At 71.6% G+C, this 25,477-nt stretch carries 23 protein-coding genes; 14 read left to right on the forward strand and 9 right to left on the reverse strand.

Annotated elements, in window-relative coordinates:
- Positions 1–150: NAD-dependent epimerase/dehydratase family protein (locus tag VN779_RS09215; protein ID WP_325722088.1), on the reverse strand; the 150-nt coding region annotated here is incomplete at its 3' end.
- Positions 151–203: 53 nt separating this feature from the next.
- Between VN779_RS09215 and rfbA the strand changes: the two genes are divergently transcribed.
- Positions 204–1,151 carry a glucose-1-phosphate thymidylyltransferase RfbA gene (rfbA, locus tag VN779_RS09220; protein ID WP_349260720.1) on the forward strand — a complete coding sequence of 316 codons (948 nt, stop codon included), beginning with the start codon at positions 204–206 and terminating at the stop codon, positions 1,149–1,151.
- A gap of 156 nt (positions 1,152–1,307) precedes the next feature.
- Here the strand turns inward: rfbA and VN779_RS09225 are convergent, their stop codons facing one another.
- Positions 1,308–1,838 (reverse strand): SRPBCC domain-containing protein, encoded by a 531-nt coding sequence (locus VN779_RS09225; protein ID WP_325722032.1) that lies wholly within the window; start codon positions 1,836–1,838, stop codon positions 1,308–1,310.
- A gap of 236 nt (positions 1,839–2,074) precedes the next feature.
- On the opposite strand from VN779_RS09225, the gene VN779_RS09230 reads away from it, so the two are divergent.
- From VN779_RS09230 to VN779_RS09265, 8 genes are all read left to right on the forward strand, one after another.
- Positions 2,075–3,229, forward strand: coding sequence for a ketoacyl-ACP synthase III family protein (locus tag VN779_RS09230; RefSeq protein WP_325722033.1), 1,155 nt, complete (start codon positions 2,075–2,077; stop codon positions 3,227–3,229).
- Entirely contained in the window at positions 3,226–4,776 is a 1,551-nt protein-coding gene (locus VN779_RS09235) for an alpha/beta fold hydrolase (protein WP_325722034.1), read from the forward strand. The genes VN779_RS09230 and VN779_RS09235 overlap by 4 nt, the downstream gene beginning before the upstream one ends.
- Before the next feature lie 28 nt (positions 4,777–4,804).
- Positions 4,805–6,013: a cytochrome P450 gene (locus tag VN779_RS09240; protein WP_325722035.1), complete on the forward strand. Its 1,209-nt coding sequence runs from the start codon at positions 4,805–4,807 to the stop codon at positions 6,011–6,013.
- Positions 6,014–6,171: 158 nt separating this feature from the next.
- Positions 6,172–6,492 carry a 2Fe-2S iron-sulfur cluster-binding protein gene (locus tag VN779_RS09245; protein WP_325722036.1) on the forward strand — a complete coding sequence of 107 codons (321 nt, stop codon included), beginning with the start codon at positions 6,172–6,174 and terminating at the stop codon, positions 6,490–6,492.
- A gap of 3 nt (positions 6,493–6,495) precedes the next feature.
- Positions 6,496–7,692, forward strand: coding sequence for an NAD(P)/FAD-dependent oxidoreductase (locus VN779_RS09250; protein ID WP_325722037.1), 1,197 nt, complete (start codon positions 6,496–6,498; stop codon positions 7,690–7,692).
- Positions 7,693–7,720: 28 nt separating this feature from the next.
- Positions 7,721–8,056, forward strand: a complete 336-nt coding sequence (locus VN779_RS09255) for a 2Fe-2S iron-sulfur cluster-binding protein (protein ID WP_325722038.1) — start codon at positions 7,721–7,723, stop codon at positions 8,054–8,056.
- An 89-nt stretch (positions 8,057–8,145) separates the two neighbouring features.
- Positions 8,146–9,267 carry an epoxide hydrolase gene (locus VN779_RS09260; RefSeq protein ID WP_325722039.1) on the forward strand — a complete coding sequence of 374 codons (1,122 nt, stop codon included), beginning with the start codon at positions 8,146–8,148 and terminating at the stop codon, positions 9,265–9,267.
- Entirely contained in the window at positions 9,264–10,418 is a 1,155-nt protein-coding gene (locus VN779_RS09265) for a winged helix DNA-binding domain-containing protein (RefSeq protein WP_325722040.1), read from the forward strand. Before VN779_RS09260 ends, VN779_RS09265 begins: the two co-directional genes overlap by 4 nt.
- A gap of 27 nt (positions 10,419–10,445) precedes the next feature.
- Here the strand turns inward: VN779_RS09265 and VN779_RS09270 are convergent, their stop codons facing one another.
- Complete coding sequence (locus VN779_RS09270) at positions 10,446–11,930, reverse strand: MFS transporter (RefSeq protein ID WP_325722041.1); 1,485 nt, start codon at positions 11,928–11,930, stop codon at positions 10,446–10,448.
- A gap of 233 nt (positions 11,931–12,163) precedes the next feature.
- On the opposite strand from VN779_RS09270, the gene VN779_RS09275 reads away from it, so the two are divergent.
- Positions 12,164–13,498, forward strand: a complete 1,335-nt coding sequence (locus VN779_RS09275; protein ID WP_325722042.1) for a glycosyltransferase — start codon at positions 12,164–12,166, stop codon at positions 13,496–13,498.
- Positions 13,495–14,988 (forward strand): MFS transporter, encoded by a 1,494-nt coding sequence (locus VN779_RS09280; RefSeq protein WP_325722043.1) that lies wholly within the window; start codon positions 13,495–13,497, stop codon positions 14,986–14,988. The genes VN779_RS09275 and VN779_RS09280 overlap by 4 nt, the downstream gene beginning before the upstream one ends.
- Here VN779_RS09280 and VN779_RS09285 read toward each other — a convergent pair.
- From VN779_RS09285 to VN779_RS09305, 5 genes are all read right to left on the reverse strand, one after another.
- The gene (locus VN779_RS09285; protein WP_325722044.1) at positions 14,978–15,823 is read right to left on the reverse strand and encodes an NAD(P)H-binding protein; all 846 of its coding nucleotides are present in this window, start codon (positions 15,821–15,823) and stop codon (positions 14,978–14,980) included. The genes VN779_RS09280 and VN779_RS09285 overlap by 11 nt on opposite strands.
- A gap of 224 nt (positions 15,824–16,047) precedes the next feature.
- Complete coding sequence (locus tag VN779_RS09290; protein WP_325722045.1) at positions 16,048–17,151, reverse strand: acyl-CoA dehydrogenase family protein; 1,104 nt, start codon at positions 17,149–17,151, stop codon at positions 16,048–16,050.
- A 202-nt stretch (positions 17,152–17,353) separates the two neighbouring features.
- Positions 17,354–18,199 carry an SDR family oxidoreductase gene (locus VN779_RS09295; protein ID WP_325722046.1) on the reverse strand — a complete coding sequence of 282 codons (846 nt, stop codon included), beginning with the start codon at positions 18,197–18,199 and terminating at the stop codon, positions 17,354–17,356.
- A gap of 44 nt (positions 18,200–18,243) precedes the next feature.
- Positions 18,244–18,753: a nuclear transport factor 2 family protein gene (locus VN779_RS09300; protein WP_325722047.1), complete on the reverse strand. Its 510-nt coding sequence runs from the start codon at positions 18,751–18,753 to the stop codon at positions 18,244–18,246.
- 8 nt (positions 18,754–18,761) lie between these two features.
- Entirely contained in the window at positions 18,762–19,982 is a 1,221-nt protein-coding gene (locus VN779_RS09305; RefSeq protein ID WP_325722048.1) for an acyltransferase, read from the reverse strand.
- 330 nt (positions 19,983–20,312) lie between these two features.
- On the opposite strand from VN779_RS09305, the gene VN779_RS09310 reads away from it, so the two are divergent.
- From VN779_RS09310 to rfbH, 3 genes are read left to right on the forward strand one after another with little or no spacing between them, the layout of a single operon-like run.
- Positions 20,313–21,743 carry an NDP-hexose 2,3-dehydratase family protein gene (locus tag VN779_RS09310; RefSeq protein ID WP_325722049.1) on the forward strand — a complete coding sequence of 477 codons (1,431 nt, stop codon included), beginning with the start codon at positions 20,313–20,315 and terminating at the stop codon, positions 21,741–21,743.
- 4 nt (positions 21,744–21,747) lie between these two features.
- Positions 21,748–22,836 (forward strand): Gfo/Idh/MocA family oxidoreductase, encoded by a 1,089-nt coding sequence (locus VN779_RS09315; protein ID WP_325722050.1) that lies wholly within the window; start codon positions 21,748–21,750, stop codon positions 22,834–22,836.
- Entirely contained in the window at positions 22,833–24,167 is a 1,335-nt protein-coding gene (rfbH, locus tag VN779_RS09320) for a lipopolysaccharide biosynthesis protein RfbH (protein ID WP_325722051.1), read from the forward strand. Before VN779_RS09315 ends, rfbH begins: the two co-directional genes overlap by 4 nt.
- Positions 24,168–24,300: 133 nt before the next feature.
- Here rfbH and VN779_RS09325 read toward each other — a convergent pair whose 3' ends face one another.
- Positions 24,301–25,326, reverse strand: coding sequence for an NADP-dependent oxidoreductase (locus VN779_RS09325; RefSeq protein WP_325722052.1), 1,026 nt, complete (start codon positions 25,324–25,326; stop codon positions 24,301–24,303).
- Positions 25,327–25,477: the final 151 nt, after the last annotated feature.

Here is a 25,477-nt window from a genome sequence, read left to right on the forward strand (position 1 = left end):
CGGGGCGAGGTTCGCCAGGTTGCCGGAATAGGTCAGCTTGTCGTACACGGTCACCGTGTGCTCGCCGCTGCCGTCGAGTTGCCCGCCGAGCAGCCCGCGCACATACTCCGAGCCGATGAAACCGGCTCCGCCGGTAACCAGAATCCTCATGCGCCATACCTATTCGCGAGCGGTATTGAAGCGCTCGCATTTAGCTTGGGGCGATGAAGGGGATCCTGTTGGCCGGCGGGACCGGCTCGCGGCTGTGGCCGCTGACCCAGGCCGTCTCCAAGCAGTTGCTGCCGGTCTTCGACAAACCGATGATCTACTATCCGCTCTCCACGCTGATGCTGTCGGGCATCCGCGAGATCCTGATCATCACCACACCCGAGGACCGCGCGGCGTTCCAGCGGCTGCTCGGCGACGGCTCGCAGCTCGGCCTCAGTCTCCAATACGTGGTCCAGCCGAGCCCGGACGGCCTGGCTCAGGCCTTCCTGCTCGGCGAGCGGTTCATCGGCGCCGACCGGGTGGCGCTGGTGCTCGGCGACAACATCCTGCACGGCGCCCGGGTCGGCCGGCAGCTACGCGCCTGCGCCTCGATCGACGGCGGCCTGATCTTCGCGTATCCGGTCGCCGATCCCACCGCGTACGGCGTGGTCGAGTTCGACCGGCACGGCCGCGCGATCTCGATCGAGGAGAAGCCGGACAAGCCGCGCTCGCGCTACGCCATACCAGGCCTCTACTACTACGACAACGAGGTCGTCGAGATCGCCAAGGGTCTCAAGCCGAGCGCGCGGGGCGAACTGGAGATCACGGCGGTCAACAACGTCTACCTGGCCGCCGGGCGGTTGACCGTCTCAACGCTCGACCGCGGCACCGCGTGGCTCGACACCGGCACATTCTCCTCCCTGGTGCAGGCCGCCGAGTTCGTGCGCGTCGTCGAGGAACGCCAGGGCTTCAAGATCGGCTGCGTCGAGGAACTCGCGTGGCGGGCCGGCTTCATCGACGCGGATCAGCTGCGCCGCCTGGCACAGCCGCTGCTCAAAAGCGGCTACGGACAATACCTGCTCGACCTCGCGGACGAGGAGGAGAGCGCCGCCGTGACGCCGCGACTCGCCGCGGAGCCCGAGCTGCTGGCCCTGGCCCGCGAAGCGTCACAGCGCGTCGGGTGACCGGGAACCGGCGAGCAGAATCAATAGGCGAAGATATCGCATGAGGAAGCCCGGTCCGCCGCGCCATTGCGACGGACCGGGCTTCGCGTCCGGCGGAGGGGAGGGGCCTGACCGCCGAAGTCTTGCGACGCGCAGGCGCTGGTTCTAAAGCACGCGCTAGGGCGCTACCGCGCCGGCCAGCACCTGATCGACGAGCGTTGCGAACTTGGCCAGCGTGTCGCCGGGACTGGGCCCGTCCAGCGCGGCGCGGATCGAGACTGCCCATTCGCCGTGCTTGTGCAGCTTCTCGTGCGACAGTTCGACGATGGAGCGGTCCGGGCCGTCCGGGGTGAAGGTCACCACGATCTCGCTGGCCTTATCGTCATCGTCGATGGGCCGCCAGCGCCCGTCGATCCGCCAGGACAGCGCGATCCGCACCGGCGGCTCCCAGACCAGCACCCGGCCCCAGTCGGCGATCACCGCGTCCGCGTCCACCTCGTACCAGCGACCGCCCGGCCACTTCTCGAACTCGATCCTGACCCGCTGCCCCGGCACCAGCTTGTGGTCCGACGGCCACCAGCCCAGCGGATGGCCGGCGAAGATCTCGAACGCGCGCTCGGCCGGGACCGGCACGCTCACCTGCTTGCGCACCGGCGGGACCGAAGCCTCCTCGGCATCCGGAACCGCCGGCGAGGGCGAAATGGACAAGGAAACCTCCCGGGTCGGCGATACAGGGTGACGGCGATGTTCGCCCGCCGATCTCGCCGGGCGGTGGAGCGCGGATGGAGTGCGCGGCTTGCGGGGCAGGCCGCGGTGCCGAGTGCCCCGCCCACACCAGGGGGCCGCGATCGCGCCGGTCGATCCGGTCTCCGGCACCGCTGCACCCCGCGTCGAGCCGATCCGCGCACGCTCCCGGCACCGATCCATCGATCCGGGGAGCATGGGTGAGAATCGAAGACGTCTACATCCGAGGCACCGGCGTGCGATTGCCCGCGCGGCTGATGGTGCAGGACGCCGTCGCTTCAGGCGAGTGCGATCCGAAGCTGGTAGCGCGCACCGGAGCCGTCTCGGTCTGCGTCTCCGCGGGGGAGTCGGCGGCCGAGATGGCGGCGCACGCGGCCCGCGACGCCCTCTCCCGCGCCGGATCGACTCCCGGCGACGTCGAGCTGATCCTGCACGCCGACACCTATCACCAAGGCCAGGACCTGTGGCCGGTGGCCTCCTACATCCAGCGCGAGACGGTGCGCAACCAGTGCCTGGCGGTGGAGATCCGGCAGATGTCCAACGGGGGCCTGGCCGCCCTCGACCTGGCCTGCGCGTACCTGCGCCGGAGCGAGCACCGCACGGACGCGCTGCTGACCGCCGCCGACCGGTTCTGCCCGCCCGGCATCGACCGCTGGCGCACCGATCCGGGCACCCCCTATGCCGACGGCGCCGCCGCCGTGGTGCTCTCCCGGCGCGGCGGCTTCGCCCGGCTGCTTTCGGTGGCGGTCAACGCGGACTCGGAACTCGAGGAGATGCACCGCGGGCAGGAGCCGTTCAGCCCGGCGCCGCTGAGCATCCGCACACCGGTCGACTTCGACGCGGCCAAACGGTACTTCACCAGCTGCTACGGCCTGTCCTTCGCGATAAGCCGCACGACCGCGGGCCAACGGGCCGCGGTGAAACAGGCCTTGGCGGACGCGCAGCTGGAACTCGAAGAGGCGCAATGGGTGATCCTGCCGCACTTCGGTCGCCGCCGGCTTGAATCCATCTACCTCCAGCAGTACGGCATCCCGATCGAACGCACCACGTGGGAGTGGAGCCGCACAGTCGGCCACCTCGGCGCCGCCGACCAGTTCGCCAGCCTGGACCACCTGGTCTCCAGCGGCGCGGCTCGGCCCGGGGATCACTGTGTCCTGATCTCGGTCGGCGCCGGATACAGCTGGGGCGCCGCCGTCCTGCGGATCACCGAGCGACCCGCGTGGTGCGCCGAGGCCGAGGGGGAGCAGGGCGCGGCGCCGGTTCAGCGCGGGATCCAGGAGAGCTCGAGTTCGCCCGCCCATCATGAGCCGCCGATGGCGAACCCGACAGTGGAGAAAGCGAAGGTGGCCAGGTGAATCCCACGGCTGTGGCCGCGCCGGCCGAGGCGCTGGAGAAGTTCTACGCGCAGCAGGCGCGCTGGGAGGCGGCCGCCGACGGCTCGGGGCTGCTCGAAGCAGAGATCGAAGTACCGCTCGACTACGCGGACCCGGCCGGCGAGCGGATCCGGATCACGGTCGGCCTGCTGCCCGCGAGCGATCCGGCGCGGCGGCGCGGCGTCCTGGTCGCGCTCAACGGCGGCCCGGGCGGGCATAACGGACTCGGCCCGCGGATGCCGCTGCGCCTCGCCGGCAGCGCGGTGCACGAGGTCTACGACCTGGTGGGCTTCGACCCGCGCGGCTGGGGCCGCTCGGCGCCGCTGCTGCGGGAGGTCACCGTGCCCACGGCGCCGTGGTCCTCCCGGCCCGCCGACGCGGACTTCGAGCTGATCGCGCAGGACATGAAGGCGGTGGAGGAAGCGGCCGCGCGGCTCGGCGGCCGGCTTCGCGCGCACGTGACCACGTCGAACGTGGCGCGCGACCTCGACGTGATCCGCGCCGTGCTCGGCGAGGAGAAGATCAGCCTGCTGGGATACGCGGACGGCACGCACACCGGATCCGTCTACGGCACGCTGTTCGGCGCCCGGGTCGACCGGCACGTGTTCGACTCCCCGGTCGACCCGGCCGCGATGTGGCGCGGCCAGTACATGACCCAGGCGGTCGCGATCCGCCGCAATGTCGACGCGTGGGCGGCCTGGACCGCCGAGCGCAACCTGACCTACGGCCTCGGCGCCGCCGCCGCGGCGGTCATCGACAGCGTCGAACTGCTCGGCGCCCGGCTGGCCGAGTCCCCGTTCGGCGGCGTGGACCAGACCGTCCTGGACGGCGCGGTCGGCCTCGGCTCGACCCACCGGCCGCTGTGGGGCGAGCTGGCCGCGACCGTCGCCGCGCTGCGCGCCGGGGACTTCGCCGCGGTGAAGGCCGCCTGGCTTTTCGCCGCTCCCGACTGGGAGCGGCCCGCGCCGGGGGCGACCACGCAGTCCGGGGTCGTCGAGGCCGCCACCGCCGAGGGCGACTGGCCCAAGGACCTGGAGGTCTACTACCGGGACATGCGCGAGTACCGCGATAAGTACCCATACGGCTACGGCGTGCTGCGCGCGGCGCCCTGGGTCTCCGCCTTCCGCGCCACCGAGCCGCTGGAGCCGATGCCCGTCGTCGCGCGCGAGTACTACGCGCCCGGCCTGGTCGTACACGCCGAAGGCAACCCGACGCTGTCGTACCTCGGCGGCGTCGAGATGGCCAAGCGCCTCGGCGACCGGCTCATCACCGTCGCGGACGACGGCCGCAACGAGATCTTCTTCGCCCGGCGCATCGCAGCCGTCGATGAAGCGGTCACCGCCTACCTGGTCGACGGCGTGCTGCCCGAATCAGACCTCGTCGTATCCGGGACCGCGCGGCCGCAGGTGGCCGCCGACCGGGATCTCGGCGGCGCTCCCGCGCCCAACGCCGGGGCCGCGCCGAAGACCGAGCAGATCGAACGGTACCTCGAACAGAACCGGGCCGCGCTGAAGCCGCGCGTTGAGTAGACGGCCCCATCCAGAGAAAGGACCGGCCTTGACCGAGACGGCAACCGAGACCCCGCTGTTCCCCTGGTTCCGCGGCTGTCCCATGAATGCGCCCGAGCTGTACGGCGAGCTGCGCCGAACCGAGCCGATCGCCCGGGTGAAGCTGGCCACGGGGCGCGAGGCATGGGTCGTCACCAGCTACGAGCTGGTGAAGCAGGTGCTCACGGACCCGCGATCCAGTTCGGACCGGGCCCACGACGGCTTCCCGTACTACATTCCGATCCCCGACCAGTTCAAGACGGACTGCTCCTTCATCGGCTGGGACCCGCCCAAGCACACCCTGCACCGGCGGATGGCCGCGCTGTCCGGCGAGTTCACCAAGAAGCGGGTGCTGGACATGCGCCCGCGGATGCAGGAGATCGTCGACGAGTGCGTCGACGCGATGATCGCGAAGGGCTCGCCCGCCGACCTGGTGCACGAGGTGGCGCTCAAGGTTCCGCTGACCATCGTCTGCGGCATCCTCGGCGTGCCGACCGAGGACCAGGCCGCCCTGCACTCCTTCACCGAGGTGCTGTTCGGCGGCGGCAGCTCCGCGGACCAGCGCGAGCGGGCGATCACCGGGTTCGGCGAGTACCTGCAGACCCTGGTCGAGCGCAAGGAGCGGGAACCCGGCGACGACCTGATCAGCCGGATGATCGCCAAGTACCGCGCCGAGGGGATCTACGACCGCAGGGAGATGTGCAACGTCACGCGGCTGCTGCTCAACGGCGGTCACGAGACCAGCGCCGCGATGATCGCGCTGAGCACCATGACGCTGCTCGAGTACCCTGACCAGCTGGCGAAGATCAAGGCCGATCCGTCCCTGATCCCGGACGCGGTCGAGGAACTGCTGCGCTACCTCTCCCCGGGGGACCTGGCCACCTCGCGGGTCGCCCTGGAGGACATGCAGGTCGGCGATGTCACAGTGCGCAAGGGCGAAGGCATCATCGTGCTCGGCATGGCCGCCAACCGCGACCCCGCCGCGTTCGACGACCCCGACACGCTCGACATCCACCGCGAGTCGCGCCACCACGTCGCCTTCGGCCACGGCATCCACCACTGCATCGGCGCGGAGATCGCGCGGGTTGAGCTCGCCATCGTGATCCGCACCCTGTTCGAGCGGCTGCCGAACCTGCGGCTCGCCAAGCCCTGGAACGAGCTGCGCTACAAGGACGGCAACGTCATGTACGGCGTCTACGAGATGCCGGTCGCCTGGTAAGCCAGCCCTCTGCCAAACAACGCGCCGGCCGCGGCCGGGCCGCCGTCCCGACCGGACGGTGACCCGGCCGAAGGCCGCACCACGGGCGGGTTGCCCGACCCGCCGCCGAACTTCGACTGATCCGACTGCCCGAGTCGGCGAATCTACCCGGAGGTCTGATGGCCACGATCACCTACCGCCACCCGGACGGGAGCACGACCGTGCTGGACGTGCCCTCCGGCAGCAACGTGATGCGCGGCGCCTTGGCCAACGGCGTGGACGGCATCGAGGGCGAGTGTGGCGGCGACGGCATCTGCGCCACCTGCCACGTGTACATCGAGCAGTGCCCCGTGGCCTTCCCGCCGGTCGACGAGAACGAGGACGAGCTGCTCGACTGCACCGCCAGTCCGCGCCGCGACAACAGCCGGCTCTCCTGCCAGCTGCCGATCACCGACGAACTGAGCACCCTGGTCGTGCTCCTCCCGGAAAAGCAGGTCTGAGACATGGCAGGATCGCCGATCGTCATCGTGGGCGCGGGGCAGGGCGGCATGCAGGCCGCGGCCTCGCTGCGGGACGCGGGCTTCGACGGCCCGGTCACCCTCGTCGGGGCCGAGCCCCAGCCGCCCTATGACCGGCCGCCGCTGTCCAAGCAGTACCTCAACGGAGAAGTCGACGCGGCCGCCCTCGCGCTACGCACCCCGGCGTTCTATCAAAATCAGGACATTGATCTGCGGGTGGACACGCGGGTCGCCGGGATCGACCGGGCGAACGCGGCCGTCGTGCTGGACTCCGGCGCGCGCCTTCCCTATGAGCGGTTGATCCTGGCTACCGGCAGCATCCCGCGGCGCCTGCCGGTGCCCGGCGCCGATCACCCCGGCGTCCTGGTCCTGCGCACCCTCGCGCAGGCCCGGGTCCTGCGCGACCGGCTCGCGGCGCCGCGGCGCGTCGTCGTGATCGGCGCGGGCTTCACCGGACTCGAAGTTGCGGCGGCCGCGCGCTCGGCCGGCCACGAGGTGACCGTCATCGAAGCGCTGGACCGGGTGCTGGCCCGCGCCGTCTCGGTGCCGGTCTCCGAGCACGTGACCCGGCTTCACCGCGGCCGAGGCGTCGACATCCGGTTCGGCCGGCAGGTCGAGGCGATCGAGGGCGAAGCCGACGGGCCGCTTCGCGCGGTCCGGCTGGCCGGCGGCGAGAGCGTGCCCGCGGACCTGGTCGTGGTCGGCATCGGCGTGGTGCCGGACACCGCGCTGGCAGCGGAGGCCGGGCTCGCCGTGGCCAACGGCGTCGTGGTCGACGCCTACCTGCGCACCAGCGACCCCGCGATCCACGCGATCGGTGACTGCGCCCTGTTCCCCAGCCCGTTCGCCGACGACCCGCTGCGGCTGGAATCGGTGCAGAACGCGGTCGACCAGGCCAAATGCGCGGCCGAGTTCATCGCGAAGGACGGCCTGGCGGCCAGGCCGTACAGCGCGGTCCCGTGGTTCTGGACCGATCAGTACTCTGACAAGCTCCAGATCGCCGGGATCACCACCGGACACGACCGCACCGAGCTGGCCGGCGACCCGGAACAGGGCCGGTTCTCCGTGCACTGCTTCCGCGGCGAGCGGTTGGTCGGCGTCGAGTCGATCAACCGGCCGGCCGAGCACATCAAGGCTCGCAGGCAGCTGGCCGCCGCGGGCACCCTGGCCGGCGCGGTCTGAGCCGGCCCCGACGAGACCAGGAGACGACGTGCCTCAGATCACCTACGTGCGAACCGACGGAACCAGCGACACCGTCGAGGTCCCGGTCGGCACCAGCGTCATGCGCGGCGCGGTGCGCGAAGGCGTCGCGGGCATCGTGGCCGAGTGCGGCGGCGCCGGCATGTGCGGCACCTGCCACATCTTCCTACCGGAGGAGCAGCGGCTGGCCCGCGGCATCGCGCCGATCCATCCCCTCGAGGACGAGGTGCTGGAGACCACCTCCTGCCCGCGGCGGGAGAACAGCAGGCTCGGCTGCCAGCTCGCCGTGACCGAACGCTGCGACGGACTCGCCGTGGACCTGCCCGAGCACCAGGTCCTGCCCTAACGCACGCGCGGCGTGGCCCCCGAAGACGGGGCCACGGTCCGCCAGCCAGCCTTTTCGACGAAAGCTGCCGACCGACCGAGGAGCCGGCGTTGGACACCGAGATCACCCCGTTCCGCATCGAGATCCCGCAGCCGGACCTGGCCGACCTGCGAGCCCGGCTGGCCGCCACGCGCTGGCCGGACGCCGAGACCGTGGACGACTGGTCCCAGGGAGTTCCGCTGGCCTACCTGCGCGACCTGTGCGGCTATTGGGCGGATGGATACGACTGGCGGGCGACCGAGGCGCGGCTTAACGCGCTCGCGCAGTACCGCACCGAGATCGACGGCACGCCGATCCATTTCCTGCACATCCGTTCCCCGCACGCCGACGCGCTGCCGCTGCTGGTCACGCACGGCTGGCCGGGAACCTTCGCAGAGTTCGAAGATATCGTCGCGCCGTTGACGAACCCGTCCGAGCCCGGCGAGGCGTTCCACCTCGTCTGCCCCTCGCTGCCCGGGTTCGGCTTCAGCGGGCGGCCGCGGCGCAGCGGGATCGGCGTCGAGCGGATCGCCGGACTGTGGGCGGCGCTGATGCGACGGCTCGGATACGACCGCTTCGCGGCGCACGGCGGCGACTTCGGGTCCTTCGTCACCGCGCAGCTCGGCGCGAGCGCCGCGGACCGCCTCGCCGGCATCCACATCACCATGCCGTTCGCCGCGCCGCCCGAGCACCAGGTCCAGCTGTCCGAGCGCGATCTGGCCGGGCTCGCCGCGCTCAAGGAGTTCGGCCGCACCGAGTCCGGCTACTCCGCGATCCAATCCACCCGCCCGCAGACCCTGGGTTACGGGCTCGCCGACTCCCCGGCCGGCCAGCTGGCCTGGGTGGCCGAGAAATACTGGACCTGGAGCGGGCACGACGGAGACCTGGAGAAGGCGATCCCGCGCGAGCGGCTGCTGGACGCCGCCTCGATCTACTGGCTCACCAACACCGCTACCTCCTCTGCGCGGCTGTACTGGGAGAGCCACAACAAGGCCGCGATGCCGCCGGTCGAGATCCCGACCGGGTGCAGCCTCTTCCCGGGCGACGCGCGGATGCCCAAGCCGTGGTGCGAGGGGCGCTTCCGCGACCTGCGCTTCTGGCATGACCTGGACCGCGGCGGCCACTTCCCCGCGATTGAGTGCCCTGATGTGCTCGTCGGCGAGCTGCGCGAGTTCTTCCGGCCGCTGCGTTGAGCGCTCAGCGCGCGGTGCGTCCCGCCGCCGGGCGGCCGGCGCGCGTCCTGAGCATCAGGGAGCTGAATCGAGCCGCGCTGGAACGGCAACTGCTGCTCCAGCGCGCCCGGATGAGCGCCGCCGCGGCGATCGAACACCTCGTCGGTCTGCAAGGGCAGCTGTGCGACCCGCCGCACCTGGGCCTGTGGACCCGGTTGGCCGACTTCGCGACGCGAGACCTCGAGCGACTGCTCGAAGAGCGGCTGGCCGTGCGCGCCGGGATGATGCGCGCCACCCTCCATGTGATGACCGCGGCGGATTACGCCCTGTTGCGGCCCGCGCTTCAGCCCGCGCTTGAACGCGCCCAGCGCGGATTCTTCGGCCGGCACACCGCCGGGATCGATCTGCGCGAGCTGTGCGAGGTCGGCCGCAAGCTGCTGGACGAGGAGCCGCTGACCAACAAGCAGCTGCGGTCCGCGCTCGCGCAGCGGCTGCCGGGCACCGACCCTGCGGCGCTCCAGTTCTCCGTGCACTACCTGCTGCCGGTCGTCCAAGTGCCGCCGGCCGGATTCTGGGGCGCGCACGGTTCGATGGCTGCGACGACGGCCGAGACCTGGCTGCGAACGCCGGTGGGCACCTCGGCCGCGCCGCACCGGCTGATCCTGCGTTACCTCGCGGCCTTCGGCCCGGCCGCCGTGCAAGACATACAGGCCTGGTCCGGCCTCACCAGGCTTCGCGAGGTCACCGAGGAGCTGAGCTGCGAGCTGGTCTGCTTCCGCGACGAGGCCGGGCGTGAACTGTTCGACCTGCCGGACGCGCCACGTCCCGGCCCCGATCTCGCCGCGCCGGTGCGCTTCCTACCCGAGTACGACAACTTGATGGTCGCTTACAAAGACCGCACCCGCGTACTCGCCGACGAGCACCGTGCGCTGGTCTCCACCGGCAACGCGGCCATCAGAGCGACCGTGCTGGTCGACGGATTCGTCGCGGGGCGATGGACCGCGGCCGTCCGGGCGGACGAGGTCGTGCTCGACGTGGAGAGCTTCCGCGACCTATCGGACGAGGAGCACGCCGCGCTGGTCACGGAAGGTCTCATGCTGCTTGGCTTCATGTTCCCGCAGAGCGAGAACCGGCGAGTGGAGGTCGCCTGGTGCGCCTCCGCTCGCCGGTGATCTGAGCCACCGTGACCTGACTTACGGTCAGGCCTCCGTGTTGGGCGCTGCGGGCGCGGCAGGCGGCGGCGGACCGAAGGTGCGCGCCTCGCGCGGAAGCGCCATCGTCATCGCGAACGCCACGGCGAGCAGCGCCACGACGACCCACAGCGTGCGCTGCGCCGAGGTGGCGAATCCGTCGCGGCCGGCCAGGCCGAAGAACACGGTCCCCAGCAGCGCCGCGCCGAGCGCCCCGCCGAACTGTTGCACCGCGGTGAACACCCCGGAGGCCGAGCCGGTCTCGCCCGGCTCCACGGTGGCCAGCACGATGTTGAAGATCGCCGCCAGGGCCAGGCCCATCCCCACCCCGACCACGAACAGCGCCGGGGCGAACTGCCAGGAGGCCGGCCGCCCACCCGTCTGCCGCAGGGTGAGCCAGAGCCCGAAGACACCCGCCGCGGCGGTGACCAGGCCCAGGTGGATCTGCAGCCGGCCCAGCCGTGCGGTCAGCCCGCCGCGCGAGGCAAGCAGGGCGCTGACCGACCCGGCCGCCTGCGGCAGCGTCGTCAGCGCCGCGCGCAGCGGTGAGAAGCCCAGCGCCACCTGCACATAGATGGTGAAGATCAGGCTCAGCCCGACCAGGCCGCAATAGAGCGAGACCACCGCGAACAGGCCGCCGGTGAAGGAGCGCTTGCCGAAAAGGCTCAGCGCCACCAGCGGATCGCCGCCGGCCCGCTGGACCCGCGCCTCGTATCGGGCGAAAGCCACGGCCAGCGCGGCGCCCACGGCGAAGCAGACGAAGACCCACGCGGGCCAGCCGAGCTCGCGGCCCTGCACCGTGGGATACACCAGGAGCACCGCGGCCGCGGTGATGATCAGCGCGCCGGTGACGTCGAGCCGGCGTGCCGCGGGCACCCCGGCCTTCGGCAGGTAACGCACCGCCGCGGCCACCCCGGCCAGACCCAGCGGCAGGTTGATCAGGAAGATCATCCGCCAGCCGGTGCCGAACAGGTTCGCGCCGATCAGCCAGCCGCCGAGGACCGGCCCGCCGATCGTGCCGAGGCTGAGCACCGGCCCGAACAGGCCGAAGGCCATCGGCCGCTGACGCGGCGGGAACACCTCCGTCACGATGCCCAGGCCCTGCGGCAGCATCACCGCGCCGCACAGCCCTTGCAGCACCCGGAACGCGATCAGCATGCCCGGATCCTGCGCCACCGCGCACAGCAGCGAGGCGATGGTGAACCCTGACATGCCGAGCAGGAACAGGCGCTTGCGGCCGTGGATGTCACCGAGCCGCCCGCCGACGATGAGCCCGGACGCCATCGCCAGCGTGTATCCCGCGGCCAGCCACTGGATCAGCGTGTCGCCGCCGCCCAGATGGGCGCGGATCTGCGGTCCGGCGACGATCGTGATCAGCGAGTCGAGCAGGTCCATCATCCCGGCCGCCAAGACCACGGCGAGAGCGGGCCATCGCCACCGATAGGGCGCCGGGGCCGGCGTCTGCGTGTTGGTCGTCACCTCGGTGGAAGCCATGGTCTCGATCGGCCCTTTCCGGTCGCGTGGATCCCCCGATCCGCCTTCGACGGTAGGCCCCGGCGCTCGAACCGGGCTTGAACCCGGCGCCGTCCAGCCGCAGCCGAGCGCGGTTCGAGACCGGCGACGCTCAATGGCGCGCGCTGTCTGCTCCCCGCACCCCCATCCGATCCGGAGACGGTACCGGCCTTTCGGGTCGGCGCGCGGCCGGTCGATCACCCCCAGGAAGTGACATGAGCCTCGGTGACCTGAGAGCTGCGCCAACCCATGTCGTCGTGTCGGCGGGCCTCGCCAACGCCGGAGAGGCGACCCGTGCGCTGGAACTGGCCAAGGCGCTGCGCGCGCACCGGCCGCACGGCCGCGAGATCGAGATCACGTTTCTGTCCCACGGCGGCTGGTTCGAGCCGCGCATCACCGCCGCCGGCTTCCGCGTGGAGCGGGCCGAACCGGCCGTGCGCGGCCGCAGCATGATCGAGGACCTGCAGTTCGACCCCCCGGAGTTCGTCGGCTCGGTGCGCCTGGCCCGCGCCTTCATCGAGGGCGAGCGGGCCGCCATCGCGCGGCTGCGCCCCGACCTGGTCCTGCACGGCCTGTGGCCCTTCGCCAACATCGCGGCGCGCCTTGAGGGCGTCGCGACGGCCGCGTTCCTCGCCGTTGCGCCGACCGTGCTCGCCGCCGAGGTCGCGCGGGAACTGCGGGAGAAGACTCCGCTGCACGGCGAAGCCACCCACGTCTTCCGCGCGCGGGAGGAGCACAAGCCGGCGGCGCCGCGGCAGGTGTTCCGGCAGGAGCGGCTCGCGCAGGCGATCGCGCGCTGCGGCTGGACCGGGGCGGTGCCCTCGACCCTCTTCGAGATGCTCGACGCCGACCTGGTGCTGATCAACGACCTGCCCGCCTTCTACGCCGACGAACAGCTGCCGCAGAACGTTCACGTCACCGGACCGCTGTTCGCCGCCCCGCAGCCGGAGCCGATCGCTCCCGAGATCGCGGCGGTGCTGGACCCGGCCGATCCGCGGCCCAAGATCCTGTGCACCATGGGCAGCTCAGGCACCAAGGACGCGCTGCTGGAAGCGGTGCGCGGCATTGTCGAAGAGTCCGGACACGCTTGGAACGCGGTGATTCTCGCGCCGCCCTCGATCTGCCCGGTGGACCTGGTGCGCGCGGCCGCCGGTCCCCGGCCCGGCCTTGTCGTCACCGACCGCTTCTTGCCTGTGCGCGAGCTCTACCGCCTGGTCGACGTCGTGGTCAGCCATGGCGGCCAGGGCACCGTGCAGTCGGTGCTGGCTGGTGGCGTCCCGCTGGTCGGGGTGGCGTTCCAGACGGAGCAGCGGATCAATCTGGACCGCGCGGCCGCGTTCGGGGCGGGGATCCGCATCCCGGCGCAGCACTGGCACGCCGGGGTCGTCGCCGACGCGGTCCGCGCGGTCCTGCGCGACCCGGCCTACCGCCGCGGCGCCCAGGAGGCCGCGGCGCTCATCGGCGCGGCGGACGGCGGCGGGACCGCGGCCGAACTGCTGTGGTCGCGGCTGATCGGGAAGACGCCCGCCCCGGCCGGGAACCGCGGATGACGACGGTCGCCGCGAGCACCGCGGCCGCAGCCCCCGCCCCCGCCGGAGCCGCCCGGTCTGCCGCACGCCGGCGCGGCGTGCTGTTCGCCTGTTGCCTCGCCCAGTTCATGTCAGTGCTGGACATCTCCGCGATGAACATCGCGCTGCCCAGCGTGCAGAAGGCCCTGGGGTTCACCACCGCCAACCTGATGTGGGTGGTGACGGCGTACTCGCTGGCGCTCTCCGGCTGCCTGCTGCTCGGCGGACGGCTGGCCGACCTGCTCGGGCAGCGCCGGATGATGCTGATCGGCATCGCCGCCTTCACCGCGGCCAGCCTGATCGGCGGCACAGCGGTGTCCGGGCCGGTCCTGGTACTGGCTCGCTGCTTGCAGGGAGTCGCGGCGTCGGTGATGGTGCCGGCCACCTTGGCGGTGCTCACCTCGACCTTCACCGAGCCGGGCGAGCGGGCCAAGGCGATGGGGCTGTGGAGCGCGGTGGCCGGCGGCGGTGCCTCCTTCGGCGGGATCGCCGGGGGGCTGCTGACCTCGTTCGCCTCATGGCGCTGGACGCTGCTGGTCAACGTTCCGCTGGGGTTGCTGCTGCTGGTGATCGGCTCGTTGAGCGTGGAGAGGTCGCGGCCGGCCGCCCGGGTGGGCAGTCCGGACGTGCTCGGGGCCGGGGCCGTCACGCTCGGCCTGATGGCGCTGGTGGCCGGCATCGGCGAGAGCGGCAAGTACGGCTGGGGCTCGGCCCCCGTGGTCACGGCGCTCGCGCTCGCGGCCGCGTTGCTGCTCTTCTTCGTGCTCAACGAGGCGAAGCTGGCCCGCGATCCGCTGGTGCCGCTGGTCGTCTTCCGCAACCGTGCGCTGTCCGTCACCAACGCGGTCGGTGCCTTCTCCTGCGCGGCGTTCTACACGACGGTCTACTTCACGCCGCTGCTTCTGCAGCAGGTGCTGCACGCCTCCGCGCTGCGGGCGAGCCTGCTGCTCGCGCCGCAGTCCCTGTGCGTCTTGATCAGCGCGCGCGGCGTCGCCCGCTTCGTGCCGAGGCTGGGCACCAGGACCGTGCTGAGCGCCGGTCTGGCCTCGGCGAGCTGCGGGCTGCTGTGGCTTTCGCGCGCCACCGAACACGCGACCTATCTGGGCAGCCTGATCGGACCCTGCGTTCTGCTCGGCTGTGGCTGGGGCCTGATCATGACCGGTTCGACGGTGGCCGCGGTCAGCGGCGTGCCGCGCGATCAGACCGGGCTCGCGGCGGGCCTGATCAACACCAACCGGCAGCTCGGCGGTGCGATCGGCATCGCGGTGCTGGCCGGGGTCGCCACGGCGCGCAGCGCGGCGCTGCTCTCCGGCCAGGAGGGCACCGCGAGCGCGTCCGCGCAGCGACACGCCGCCGCCGCGGGCTACGACCGGGGCTATCTGGTCGGGGCGCTGCTGATGGCACTGGCCTTCGCTGTCGCCCGCGTCCTGCCCGGCCGCGCCCGCGGCGGCGAGCGGGTTGTCAGGCCTTGAACTCAGCGGCGTGGTCGGCGGCCCAGCGGGCGAAATCCAGGCCGGGCCGGCCGGCCACCTTCTGCACCGTGTCGCTGACCGGGGCCGGCGTGCCGACGTGCGCCGCCCAGTCCGCCAGCAGCACGTCCGCGGGCGTGTACGGGCCCATCAGCTTGCGGGACTCCTCCGGGGAGACCTCCTCGTAGCTCAGCTCGCGGCCGGTGGCCTCGCCGATCAGCCGGATCTGCTCGCGGTGGGTCAGCGACTGCGGCCCGGTCATGCTGTACACCTTGCCCTCGTGCGCGTCCGAGGTCAGCGCGGCCACGGCGACGGCGGCCATATCCGCCTCGTGGATCGGCGAGCATTGCGCCTCGGCGTACGGGCCGCGCACCACATCCCCGGCCTTCAGCTGCTCGGGCACGTCCAGCGCCCACTGGATCGAGTTCGCGGACGCCAGCTCCAGCCGCAGGAAGGTCCAGCCCAGGCCGGAGTCCTTGATCTCCTTCTCCAGGTCCGCGTGGAACGAGGCGACCTGGTTCGACTGCTGTTCGGCGGCGTCGTCGATGGCGCCGGAGGACTGGAAGACGATGCGGCGCACCCCGGCGTCCCGTGCGGCGCCGAGGAACGCGGGCGCGAACCCGGGCACCACGGCGAGCAGGAACACGGCCTCGACGCCCTGCATCGCGGCGCGCATGCTCTCCGCGTCGCCCAGGTCGCCGGCCACGGCCTCGGCGCCCGGCGGCAGATCGGCGTTCTCTACGTCCCGGGTGAGCGCGCGCACCGGCGTTCCGGCGGCGACGAGCTGTTCGACGATCGCGCGGCCGACGGGCGCGGTGGCGGCGGTGACGAGGATCATGGAACGTTACCTTTCCGTGTTCGATTCAGTACTGTCGGTGCTCATACTCTAGGACGTCGCGCCGACATTCTCAGTCCACGATGACGTCCCGACCGCGCCGAGAACGCGGTCTTGGCCCAGTGTGCCCGGGGTAAAGGAACACGTCAGGGCGGCATCCGGTGTTGGGATGCCGCCCCGAGGCGTCGTCGAGCCGCGCTCCAGCGGGGCTCGAGTCCGGGCGCTTTTCAGGCCAGGAGGGTGTCCGCGAAGTTCTTCGCGGGCGCGGTCTCGAAGCGCAGCGCCACGTGGCTCGCGGCGGCGACCACGTCGCGCCAGTGCCGCTCCAGCGGATGCGCTTGGGACAGGCCGTTGGTTCCGGCTGCGCGCACGAGGCCGCCGACCGCGTCGACGAGCAGTTCCGCCGCGAGGGCCGCGTCGCGCTCGTTGCGGGCCAGCAGCGCCGGAGTGCAGTCTGCGCCGTCCGCGGTCGCGGCGTTGCGCTCGATGAGCAGGCGCGCGGCGTCGATGCGGCCGGCCGCGCGCGCCAGCCCTTCGTCGCCCGCCGCCGTGCGGCGGCCGTGCTTGAGCAGGGCCACGGCCGAACCGAGCGCGCCGAGCGCTCCGCCGAGCGCGGGCGCGACGAAGGTCAGCGTGCCTACCGCGCGGAACGAGGTGTTGTGGCACACCGCGTCCGAGGTCTGGTTTGGTCCGGCCAGCACCTGCGTGCGCGGAACCGAGCGGTGTTCGGGCACGAAGGTCTCCGGCACGATGACGCTGTGGCTCGCGGTCGCCCGCATCCCGGTGCTGTCCCAGGTCTCCTCGACCCGGCACGCGGACGCCGGCAGCGCGAAGAACCGCGCGTCCGCGATGCCCTGCGGTCCGGGCGCGCACAGCAGCACCCAGTCACTCCAGGTGATGCCGCTGACGTAGCGCCAGGTTCCGCTGACCAGCCAGCCGCCCTCGGTCTGCGTGGCCGCGCCGGACGGGACCAGGCCGGTCGCGATGACCGCGTCGGGGCCGTCCGCCCAGAGCTCGTCCTGGCCCGCAGCGGGCAGATATGAGGCGAAGCGGCCCGAGTACGCCGAGAGCGAGGCGAACCAGGCGGTCGCGGCGCAGGCCTCGCCTACCGCGGCCACCGCGCGGGTCAGTTCGCTGAAGGTGCCTTCGGTGCCGCCGTAACGGGCCGGTACCAGATGCCGGGCGAATCCGGCCTGGCGTACCGCCGCGGCCACTTCTGGGGACAGCGCGCCGGTGCGGTCGGCCTGCGCAGCGTGCCGGGCCGCGGATTCGGCCACGCCGCGGGCCGCGTCGAGCAGCCCGGTCGCGGGTGGTGCTATTGCAATAGACATAGCTTGCCGCCTCTCGTGCTCGTCTGGCTGGACACGCCCTAGGGCATGTTTTGGAACTTTCGCCTGGGCCGCGGCGCCTGCCACGCACGCTCGCTGCGTTGTCGGATCGTCCGCGTACGCCCGGTACGAGGACGACCCTCCGCCTTGCGATCGCACGCGCCAGACGCCGCGGCCTTCACAGGCGCTAGTTCCAAAACACGCCCTAGGCCGTGGCCCGCTCGAGTTCGTCTGCCGGCGCGGACTCGGACTCGTCGGTCCACTTGTACGGCGAGTACGGGGTGTCCGCGGCGGAGGTCAGGTCGGCGCCGCCGTCCAGGACGATGATCTGGCCGGTGACCCAGGAACTCGCCGGCTCCGCGAGCTTGGTGATCCAGGGGGTGACGTCCTCGACGGTGCCGGTGCGGCCCAGCGGCATGCACGCGGCGTAGTGGGCGAAGATCGCGTCGGTCTGCTCGTCGGTCAGCCCGTTCGCCGCGTACACCTCGGTGCGGACTGCGGACGGCGCCACCGCGTTGACCCGGATGCCCCGGCCGGCCAGCTCCTTCGCCCAGGTGAGGGTGAGGCTGTGCACGCCGGCCTTGCTCGCCGCGTATACGGACGCATACGGTTCCGGCTTGTGCCCGGCGACGCTGGAGACCAGCACGATGCTGCCGCCGGGGGCCTTGATCAGCGGTAGCAGCCGCGTCGTCAGCAGCGCGGTGCCCAAGACGTTGGTCTCCAGCAGCTCGCGGGCCAGCTTCACGTCGATCGCGTCGATCGGCGTCTGCCGGTAGATACCGGCGTTGTGCACTAGGACGTCCAGGACCCCGGAGCGGGCCTGGACGGCGGCGCCGATCGCGTCGGCGCCCTCCTCGGTGACGAGGTCGGCCACGACCGGCACGATCGCCGGGTGCTCGGCGGCGACCTCGTCGAGCCGGTGCGCGCGCCGGCCGGTGATCACCACGGTCGCGGCGCCCTGCTCGGCGAAGGACAGCGCGGTGGCCCGGCCGATGCCGGTGCCCCCGCCGGTGACCACGACGGTCTGCCCCTCGAATGGCTTGGTCGACATGTTCTTTCCTTTCGGTTTCGCAAGGTCGCGCGGCGGAACGCGCCTTAGCTGCGAGCGGTCAGTTGGCCGGCCCAGTAGCGCTCCCGGCTCGAGGTGTCGTGCCGCAGCCTGCGGTGCCGGGTGCGCAGCACGCCGTCCGCGCCGCGCACCAGCACGTCGCGCACCGTGCAGCTGGGCTCGAATGAGACGGTCCCGTCCGGAGCGGTCAGGCTGACCAGCGCGGTGTACGAGACGCGCACCGTGCCGTCGTCGCAGAGCTCGATGATCCGGTTCTCGAACCAGTGCCGGAAGATCGTCTCGCCGTAGCGGGCGGTGTTCGCGCGGGTCGCCTCGACCAGCTGCTCGCGGCCGCGCATGCTCCAGCCGTCCGGAACGTGCTCGAAGACGGCGTCCTCGGTGAAGGTCAGCCCGAACCGCTCGATGTCGAGCTCTTCGAGCAGCGGCATCTGGCGCGCGTAGTACTGCTGGATCTCCACGTACAGTTCCGGGGTCACCGGCCGGATCGCAGGGTCCGCAGACGCCCCGGGCGCTGCGGAGAGCGAAGTGGTGGACACGCTTCCTCCTACTCGGCGTTGGCGGTCGGGGCGAGCCTGCCGGGTGCCACCTGCTCGGTCTGCGGCACGGGGGCCTGCGCCGGGATCGGCCCCACCGAGCCGGCCTTCGGCCGCGCTGCGGACCAACGGCGCATAACCGGCCGCTCCACCAGCTCATACAGGCCCCAGGCGAGGATCAGGCTGACCACGAATGTCCCGATGAGGAATGCGATGGCAGGCAGCGTCGACCAGGCCTTGGGGTAGCCGTACGCACCCAGGCCGAAGGCGCGGTGCCCATAGACGATCACCAGGTGGTGCACCAGGTAGAAGGCGAAGGAGACCTCACCGAGCCGGATCATCACCCTGCTGGAGAACACGGTGCGGCGCCCGGCGGCGTCGGCGGTGGCGGCGGCCGGGATGAGCAGCGCCAGCGGGATCACGGTCGCGGCGGCGTACCGGTACAGGAAGGGCGCGTGCAGCGAGAGGACGTATCCCGCCACCGCGATGACGGTCGCGGGCAACACGCCGAACTGTGGGATCCACTTACCCGCGAGCACGATCCTGGCCAGCAGGATGCCGAGGGTGAATTCCAGCAGCCGCGCGGCCGGGAACGTGTACACGAACCAGATCTGGTGCCACGAGGCCGGGCCCCAGATGAAGTACGGCTTGTCGGCGAACGCCGCCTGGGCGACGGCCGGCAGGACGAACACCGCCGCGACCACGCCCGCGGCCCAGTACCACAGCTGCGTTTCCTTGATCCGCTTGATCAGCACGAGCAGCAGCGGGAAGGAGAGGTAGAAGAACGCCTCGGCCGACAGCGTCCAGCTCACGTCGTTGACGCCGCTCATGTACGAGAACTGCGGTACCCAGGACTGGACGAAGAACAGGTTCGCCACCGCCTGGCCGATCCCGCTCGGCTTGTGGATCGAGGCCAGCAAAATCAGCGCCGCCACATATGTGACCAGGTAGTTCGGCGCGATCTTGAAGAAGCGGCGGCGCCAGAACGAACGGGCCCGGTCCTGCGGCCGGCTGCTCCAGGTCAGCACGAAGCCGCTGAGGATGAAGAAGAACGAGACGCCGACGAAGCCCGCGGTGCGCGCCGCGGTGAGGTAGCCGCTCTGCGTCGAGGGGTTCGCGAAGACGAACTCGATGCTCCCGTGGAAGAAGAAGACCAGCGCTGCCGCGACGAACCGCAGCCCGGTCAGTGAGTCCAGCCTCGGTTTGAGGCCTCTCGTTGCGACGGTAGGCATGGCGGGAAACCCTTCTGGATCCGGCCGGTGCGGTCGCGGGTGCGACGGTCGGCCGGGCGAGGTTCGCAACCGGGGCTCGCACCGCGGCGGAGCGACGGTGGAGCGGCGCTGCGCCGCGGCCGGGATCCCGCGGGGTGTCAGCGGCCGAACAGAGTCCCTATTCGCCTCCGCGTTCGCGGTGCGGCGCCGGCGGTCCGGCGCGACCGGGTCCGGGCGCCCTCGTGCGCGGCTCTAGCGCGGTGGCCGACCGTGACCCCGCGTCCGCCGCGCGGCCTGTCTGAATCTGATCGCGCGCGGACCCGCAACCGGCGAGACTTCAGGAGGCTCACCATGGGGATCACTGCGGCCCCGGAACGGATTTTGCGCACTGCGCACGACGCGCAGCTGCCCTTCCGACTGCACCGCTCGGCGGCCTGCTCGTCCGGAGCGGCCCTCTCCGACGCCGCGGCGATCGAGGCCTGGCTCGCCGAGCGCGGCCGGGTGCACACCTTCGACGTGCGACGCATCCCGTTCGAGGCGCTGGAGGGCTGGTCCTTCGCGCCGGACACCGGAAACCTGGTGCACCGCACCGGCCGCTTCTTCAGCGTCGAGGGCCTGGCGGTCACCTCCTCGGGCGGTCCGCTTCCGCAATGGCACCAGCCGATCATCAACCAGCCGGAGATCGGCATCCTGGGCATCCTGGTCAAGGAGTTCGACGGGGTGCTGCACTTCCTGATGCAGGCCAAGATGGAGCCGGGCAACCCGCGCATGCTCCAGCTGGCCCCGACGGTCCAGGCCACCCGCAGCAACTACATGCGCGTACACCAGGGCAACGCGGTGCGCTACCTCGAATACTTCGCCGCGCCGCGCCGCGGCCGCGTGGTGACCGACGTGCTCCAGTCGGAACACGGCTGGTGGTTTTACCGCAAGCGCAACCGGAACATGATCGTCGAGGCGGACGGCGAGGTGGAGCTGCACGACGACTTCTGCTGGATGACGCTCGGCCAGATCAACGAGCTGATGAACCAGAAGAACGCGGTGAACATGGACGCGCGCACGGTGCTCTCCTGCCTGCCGCCGGCTGCCAGCGCGCCGCTGGGCCCGGGCGGGTTCCACGACGCGCTGGCCGCCTCGCGCGACCCTCAGGCCGGCGCAGCCGTCGGCACCGTGGAGCTGCTGAGCTGGTTCACCGAGCAGCGCGCCCGGCTGGAGTTCACCGCCAAACAGGTCCCGCTGGCCGGCCTGCCGGGCTGGCGCCGCACCGATGAGGCGATCGTGCGCGAGGACGGCAGGCACTTCCAGGTCGTCGCGGTCGACGTCAAGGCGAGCAGCCGCGAGGTGTCCGGATGGAGCCAGCCGCTGTTCGAGCCGAACGGCCTCGGCATCGCGGCCTTCGTGGTCAAGCGGATCGAGGGCGTCCTGCACGTGCTGGCGCACGCGAAGATCGAGAGCGGCTTCCTGGACACCGTCGAACTCGGCCCGACCGTGCAGTGCCGGCCCGGCAACTACGACGAGAGCGAACAGCCGTTCCTGCTCGACTACGTCCTCGGCGCGGACCCCTCGCGCATCCGGTTCGACACGATTCACTCCGAGGAGGGCGGGCGGTTCCTCAACGCCGAATTCCGGTACCTCATCGTGGAGGCCGACGACTCGCTGCCGGCGCACCTGCCCGAGGAGTACACCTGGGTCACCGCCTGGCAGCTGGGCGACCTGCTGCTGCACGGCCACTATGTCAGCGTTCAGGCACGCAGCCTGGTGGCCTGCCTGAACGCGGTCCGGTGACGCGGTGTCGCCGGACCGCGGGCCGGTCCGGCTCGGCGTCATCGGGTGCGCGGACATCGCGGTGCGGCGCGTGCTGCCCGCCGCGCGGGAGCAGGCCGGGCTGCGCCTCGTCGCGGTGTCGGCTCGCGATCCGCGCCGGGCGGCGCAGATAGCCGGCGCCTTCGGCTGCGCGGCGGAGCCCGATTACCAGCGGCTGCTGGAGCGCACCGACATCGAGGCCGTCTACATCCCGCTGCCGGTCGCGCTGCACGCGCCGTGGGCGCTGGCCGCGCTGCGCCACGGCAAGCACGTGCTCGTGGAGAAGCCGCTGAGCACGCGCGCCGATCTGGCCGAGAGCGTCGCCGGGTACGCCGAGGAGCGCGGCCTGGTGCTGATGGAGAACTTCATGTTCGCGCACCACGGCCGCAACCACACCGCCCGGCGGCTGCTCGGGCGCGGCGCCATCGGGCCGCTGCGCGCCTTCAGCGCGGCGTTCGCGGTGCCGCCGCGCCCGGACGGCGACATCCGGCTGCGGCCCGACCTCGGCGGCGGGTCGCTTTTCGACATCGGGGTCTATCCGCTGCGCGCCGCGCAGTTCTTCCTCGGCCCGCGGCTCGAAGTGGTCGGCGCGCACCTCGACCCCGGCGAATCAGGGGTCGATCTCGGCGGCGCGGTGCTGCTGCGCTCGCCGCAGGGGATCACCGCGCAGCTGACGTTCGGCATGCGGCACGCCTATCAGTCCCGCTACGAGCTGTGGGGCGCCGACGGCCGGATCACGGCGGACCGGGCGTTCACCCCGCCACCGGACGTGCCGGCGGCGCTGCGGGTCGAGAGCGGGCAGGGCGCGCGCGACGTGCTCTCGCCGGCGCAGGATCAGAGCTCGAATACGCTGCGGCACTTTGCCCGCGCGGTGCGCGCGGCCGGCCGCCGCGAATTCGCGAGCGCCGGACGCATGGCGTCGCTGCGGCAGGCCGTCGAGCTGGCCCGCCTGGTCGACGAGGTGTTCGCCCGGGCCGGGGTGCCGCCAGGCGACGCCCGCAGCCCCCTTGCTCCCGGCCCGGTGCCGCAGCCCCGGTCAAGCCCGAAGAACCGAGTTCCTGGAGGACCGCGATGACTCTGACCGACACCCTGACCGCCACGCTGACCGACGAGAAGGAAGCCGTCCTGGAGCTGGTGCGAAAGTACCACCAGGCGAAGAATCCGCCCCGGGGCTTCGAGCCGGGGGTGACCGAGATCTGGCCTTCGGGGGCGACGCTGTTCGAGGAGGACCGGGTGGCGCTGGTGGAGGCCGCGCTGGACATGCGGATCGCCGCCGGGCACTCCTCGCGCAAGTTCGAGTCCGCATTCGCGCGCAAGCTCGGCCTGCGCAAGGCGCACCTGACCAATTCGGGCTCCTCGGCGAACCTGCTCGCGCTCTCCGCGCTGACCTCGCCGCAGCTCGGTGATCTGCGGCTGCGCCCGGGCGACGAGGTGATCACCGCCGCGGCCGGCTTTCCCACCACGGTCAACCCGATCCTGCAGAACGGCCTGGTGCCGGTCTTCGTCGATGTCGAACTCGGCACCTACAACGCCACCGCCGAGCGGGTGGCCGCCGCGATCGGCCCGAAGACCAAGGCGATCATGATCGCGCACGCGCTGGGCAACCCGTTCGAGGTCGCCGAGATCGCCGAGCTGGCCGAGCGGCACCACCTGTTCCTCATCGAGGACAACTGCGACGCGGTCGGCTCCACCTACGGTGGCAGGCTCACCGGCACCTTCGGCGACCTGACGACGGTCAGCTTCTACCCGGCCCACCATTTGACGATGGGGGAGGGCGGCTGCGTGCTGACCGCGAACCTCGCCCTGGCCCGCATCGTCGAGTCGATGCGCGACTGGGGCCGGGACTGCTGGTGCGAGCCCGGCGAGAACAACAAGTGCCTCAAGCGGTTTCAGTACCAGATGGGCGACCTGCCGCACGGGTACGACCACAAGTACATCTTCTCGCACGTCGGATACAACCTGAAGGCCACCGACCTGCAGGCAGCGCTGGGGCTGAGCCAGCTGGCCAGGCTGGACGAGTTCTGCGCGGCCCGGCGGGCCAACTGGCGGCGGCTGCGCGGCGCGCTCGACGGTGTACCCGGTCTGTTGCTGCCTGAGGCGACCGCGAACAGCGACCCGAGCTGGTTCGGCTTCGCCATCACCGTGCGGCCCGACGCCGGCTACAGCCGCGCCGAGCTGGTGAACTTCCTGGAGGACCGCAAGATCGGCACGCGCAGGCTGTTCGCCGGCAACCTCACCCGGCATCCCGCGTACACCGACCGGGACTACCGGGTGGTCGGTGAGCTGACCAACAGCGACATCATCACCGAGCACACCTTCTGGATCGGCGTGTACCCGGCGCTGACCGCCGAGCAGCTCGACTATGTGGCGCTGAGCATCCGTGAGTTCGCCGAGGGGCGTCACTGACGCGGGGCGGGACGCGGCCGCCTCGGAAACTAAGTGGCCTGTCACGCAGGAAGGTCCGCCGGTAGCCAGCCGGCGGACCTTCCTGCGTTCGGGGCGGCAGTTCGCAGCGATCGACTTGCGGGGCCGTCAGCTGTCAGACCGTCAGCTTGAGCACCACGTTGCCGCTGTACTCGCGGTCCAGCAGGCCCTTGAGCGCCTTGGGCGCGAACTCCACGCCGCCCTCAAGCGCCGTGTGCGAGTACTTGAACGTGCCCTGGTTCAGCCACTTCGCGAAGTGCTCGTTCCAGATCGCGATCTGTTCGGGCAGGTGGAAGCAGGCGAACGGACGGTAGGTCAGCTGCTTGCCGATCGACGCCATCAGGTCCAGCCGCGGCAGGTCCGCGCGGTCCCGGCCCAGCTGCTCGGTCATCGCCCCGCACAGCGCGAACCTGGCGCCCGCAGCGGCGGCCTGCACCGCGGCCTCGAACTGCTCGCCGCCGACGTTGTCGAAGACCACGTTGAGGCCGTCCGGTGCCAGCTCGCGCAGCCGGTCGAGCACTGGTCCGTCGTGGTAGTCGAAGGCCGCGTCGAAGCCCAGCTCGCCGACCAGGTAGTCGATCTTAGCCTTGGAACCGGTGCTGCCGATGACCTTCGCCGCGCCCCGGTGCTTGGCGATCTGCCCGGCCAGCGAGCCGACGCCGCTGGTGGCGCCGGACACGAAGACCACATCGCCCTCGCCGGCGCCGGCCATGTCCACGATGCCGCGCCAGGCCGTCGGGCCGTTGGCCAGGAAGTACTGCGGCGCGGGCAGTTGCGCGCGGTCCCGCTTGGCCAGCGCCTGCGCGGGCAGCACCACGTGCTCGCGCCAGCCGAGGAAGTGCTCGACGAAGTCGCCCGGCGCGAACTGCGGGCTGTTCGAGCGCAGTACCGTGCCGACGGTGCGGCCGGTCAGCGGGGCGCCGATCTCGAAGCGCGGCACCGGGATCTTGCAGTCCTCGTTCATCAGGTCGCGGTACGCGGTCGCCATGAGCATCCACTCGTTACGGACCACCACCTCGCCCTCGCCGGGCTCGCGCAGCGGGACTTGCACGACTGCCAGGTTCTCCGGCCGGAAGTCCCCGTCGGGTCGGGACGCCAGCTGCACCTCCCGCGTCGTGGCGGGTATCGATTCCGCTGTCATGGCTGAGTCTCCTCGTGCGTCCGGGTTGCGGATGGCCGATCGCAGCATCCCGGCGCGGGCTCGAACCGGACTCGCCGCCCGGTGGAAGCAGGCCGCGCAGGGCCGGTCGCGCGGCGTAACCTGGTCGGCACGCCCGGCAGCCGACGCGCCG

Source organism: Actinocrinis sp. (assembly GCF_035605935.1).
Lineage (GTDB): Bacteria > Actinomycetota > Actinomycetes > Streptomycetales > Catenulisporaceae > Actinocrinis.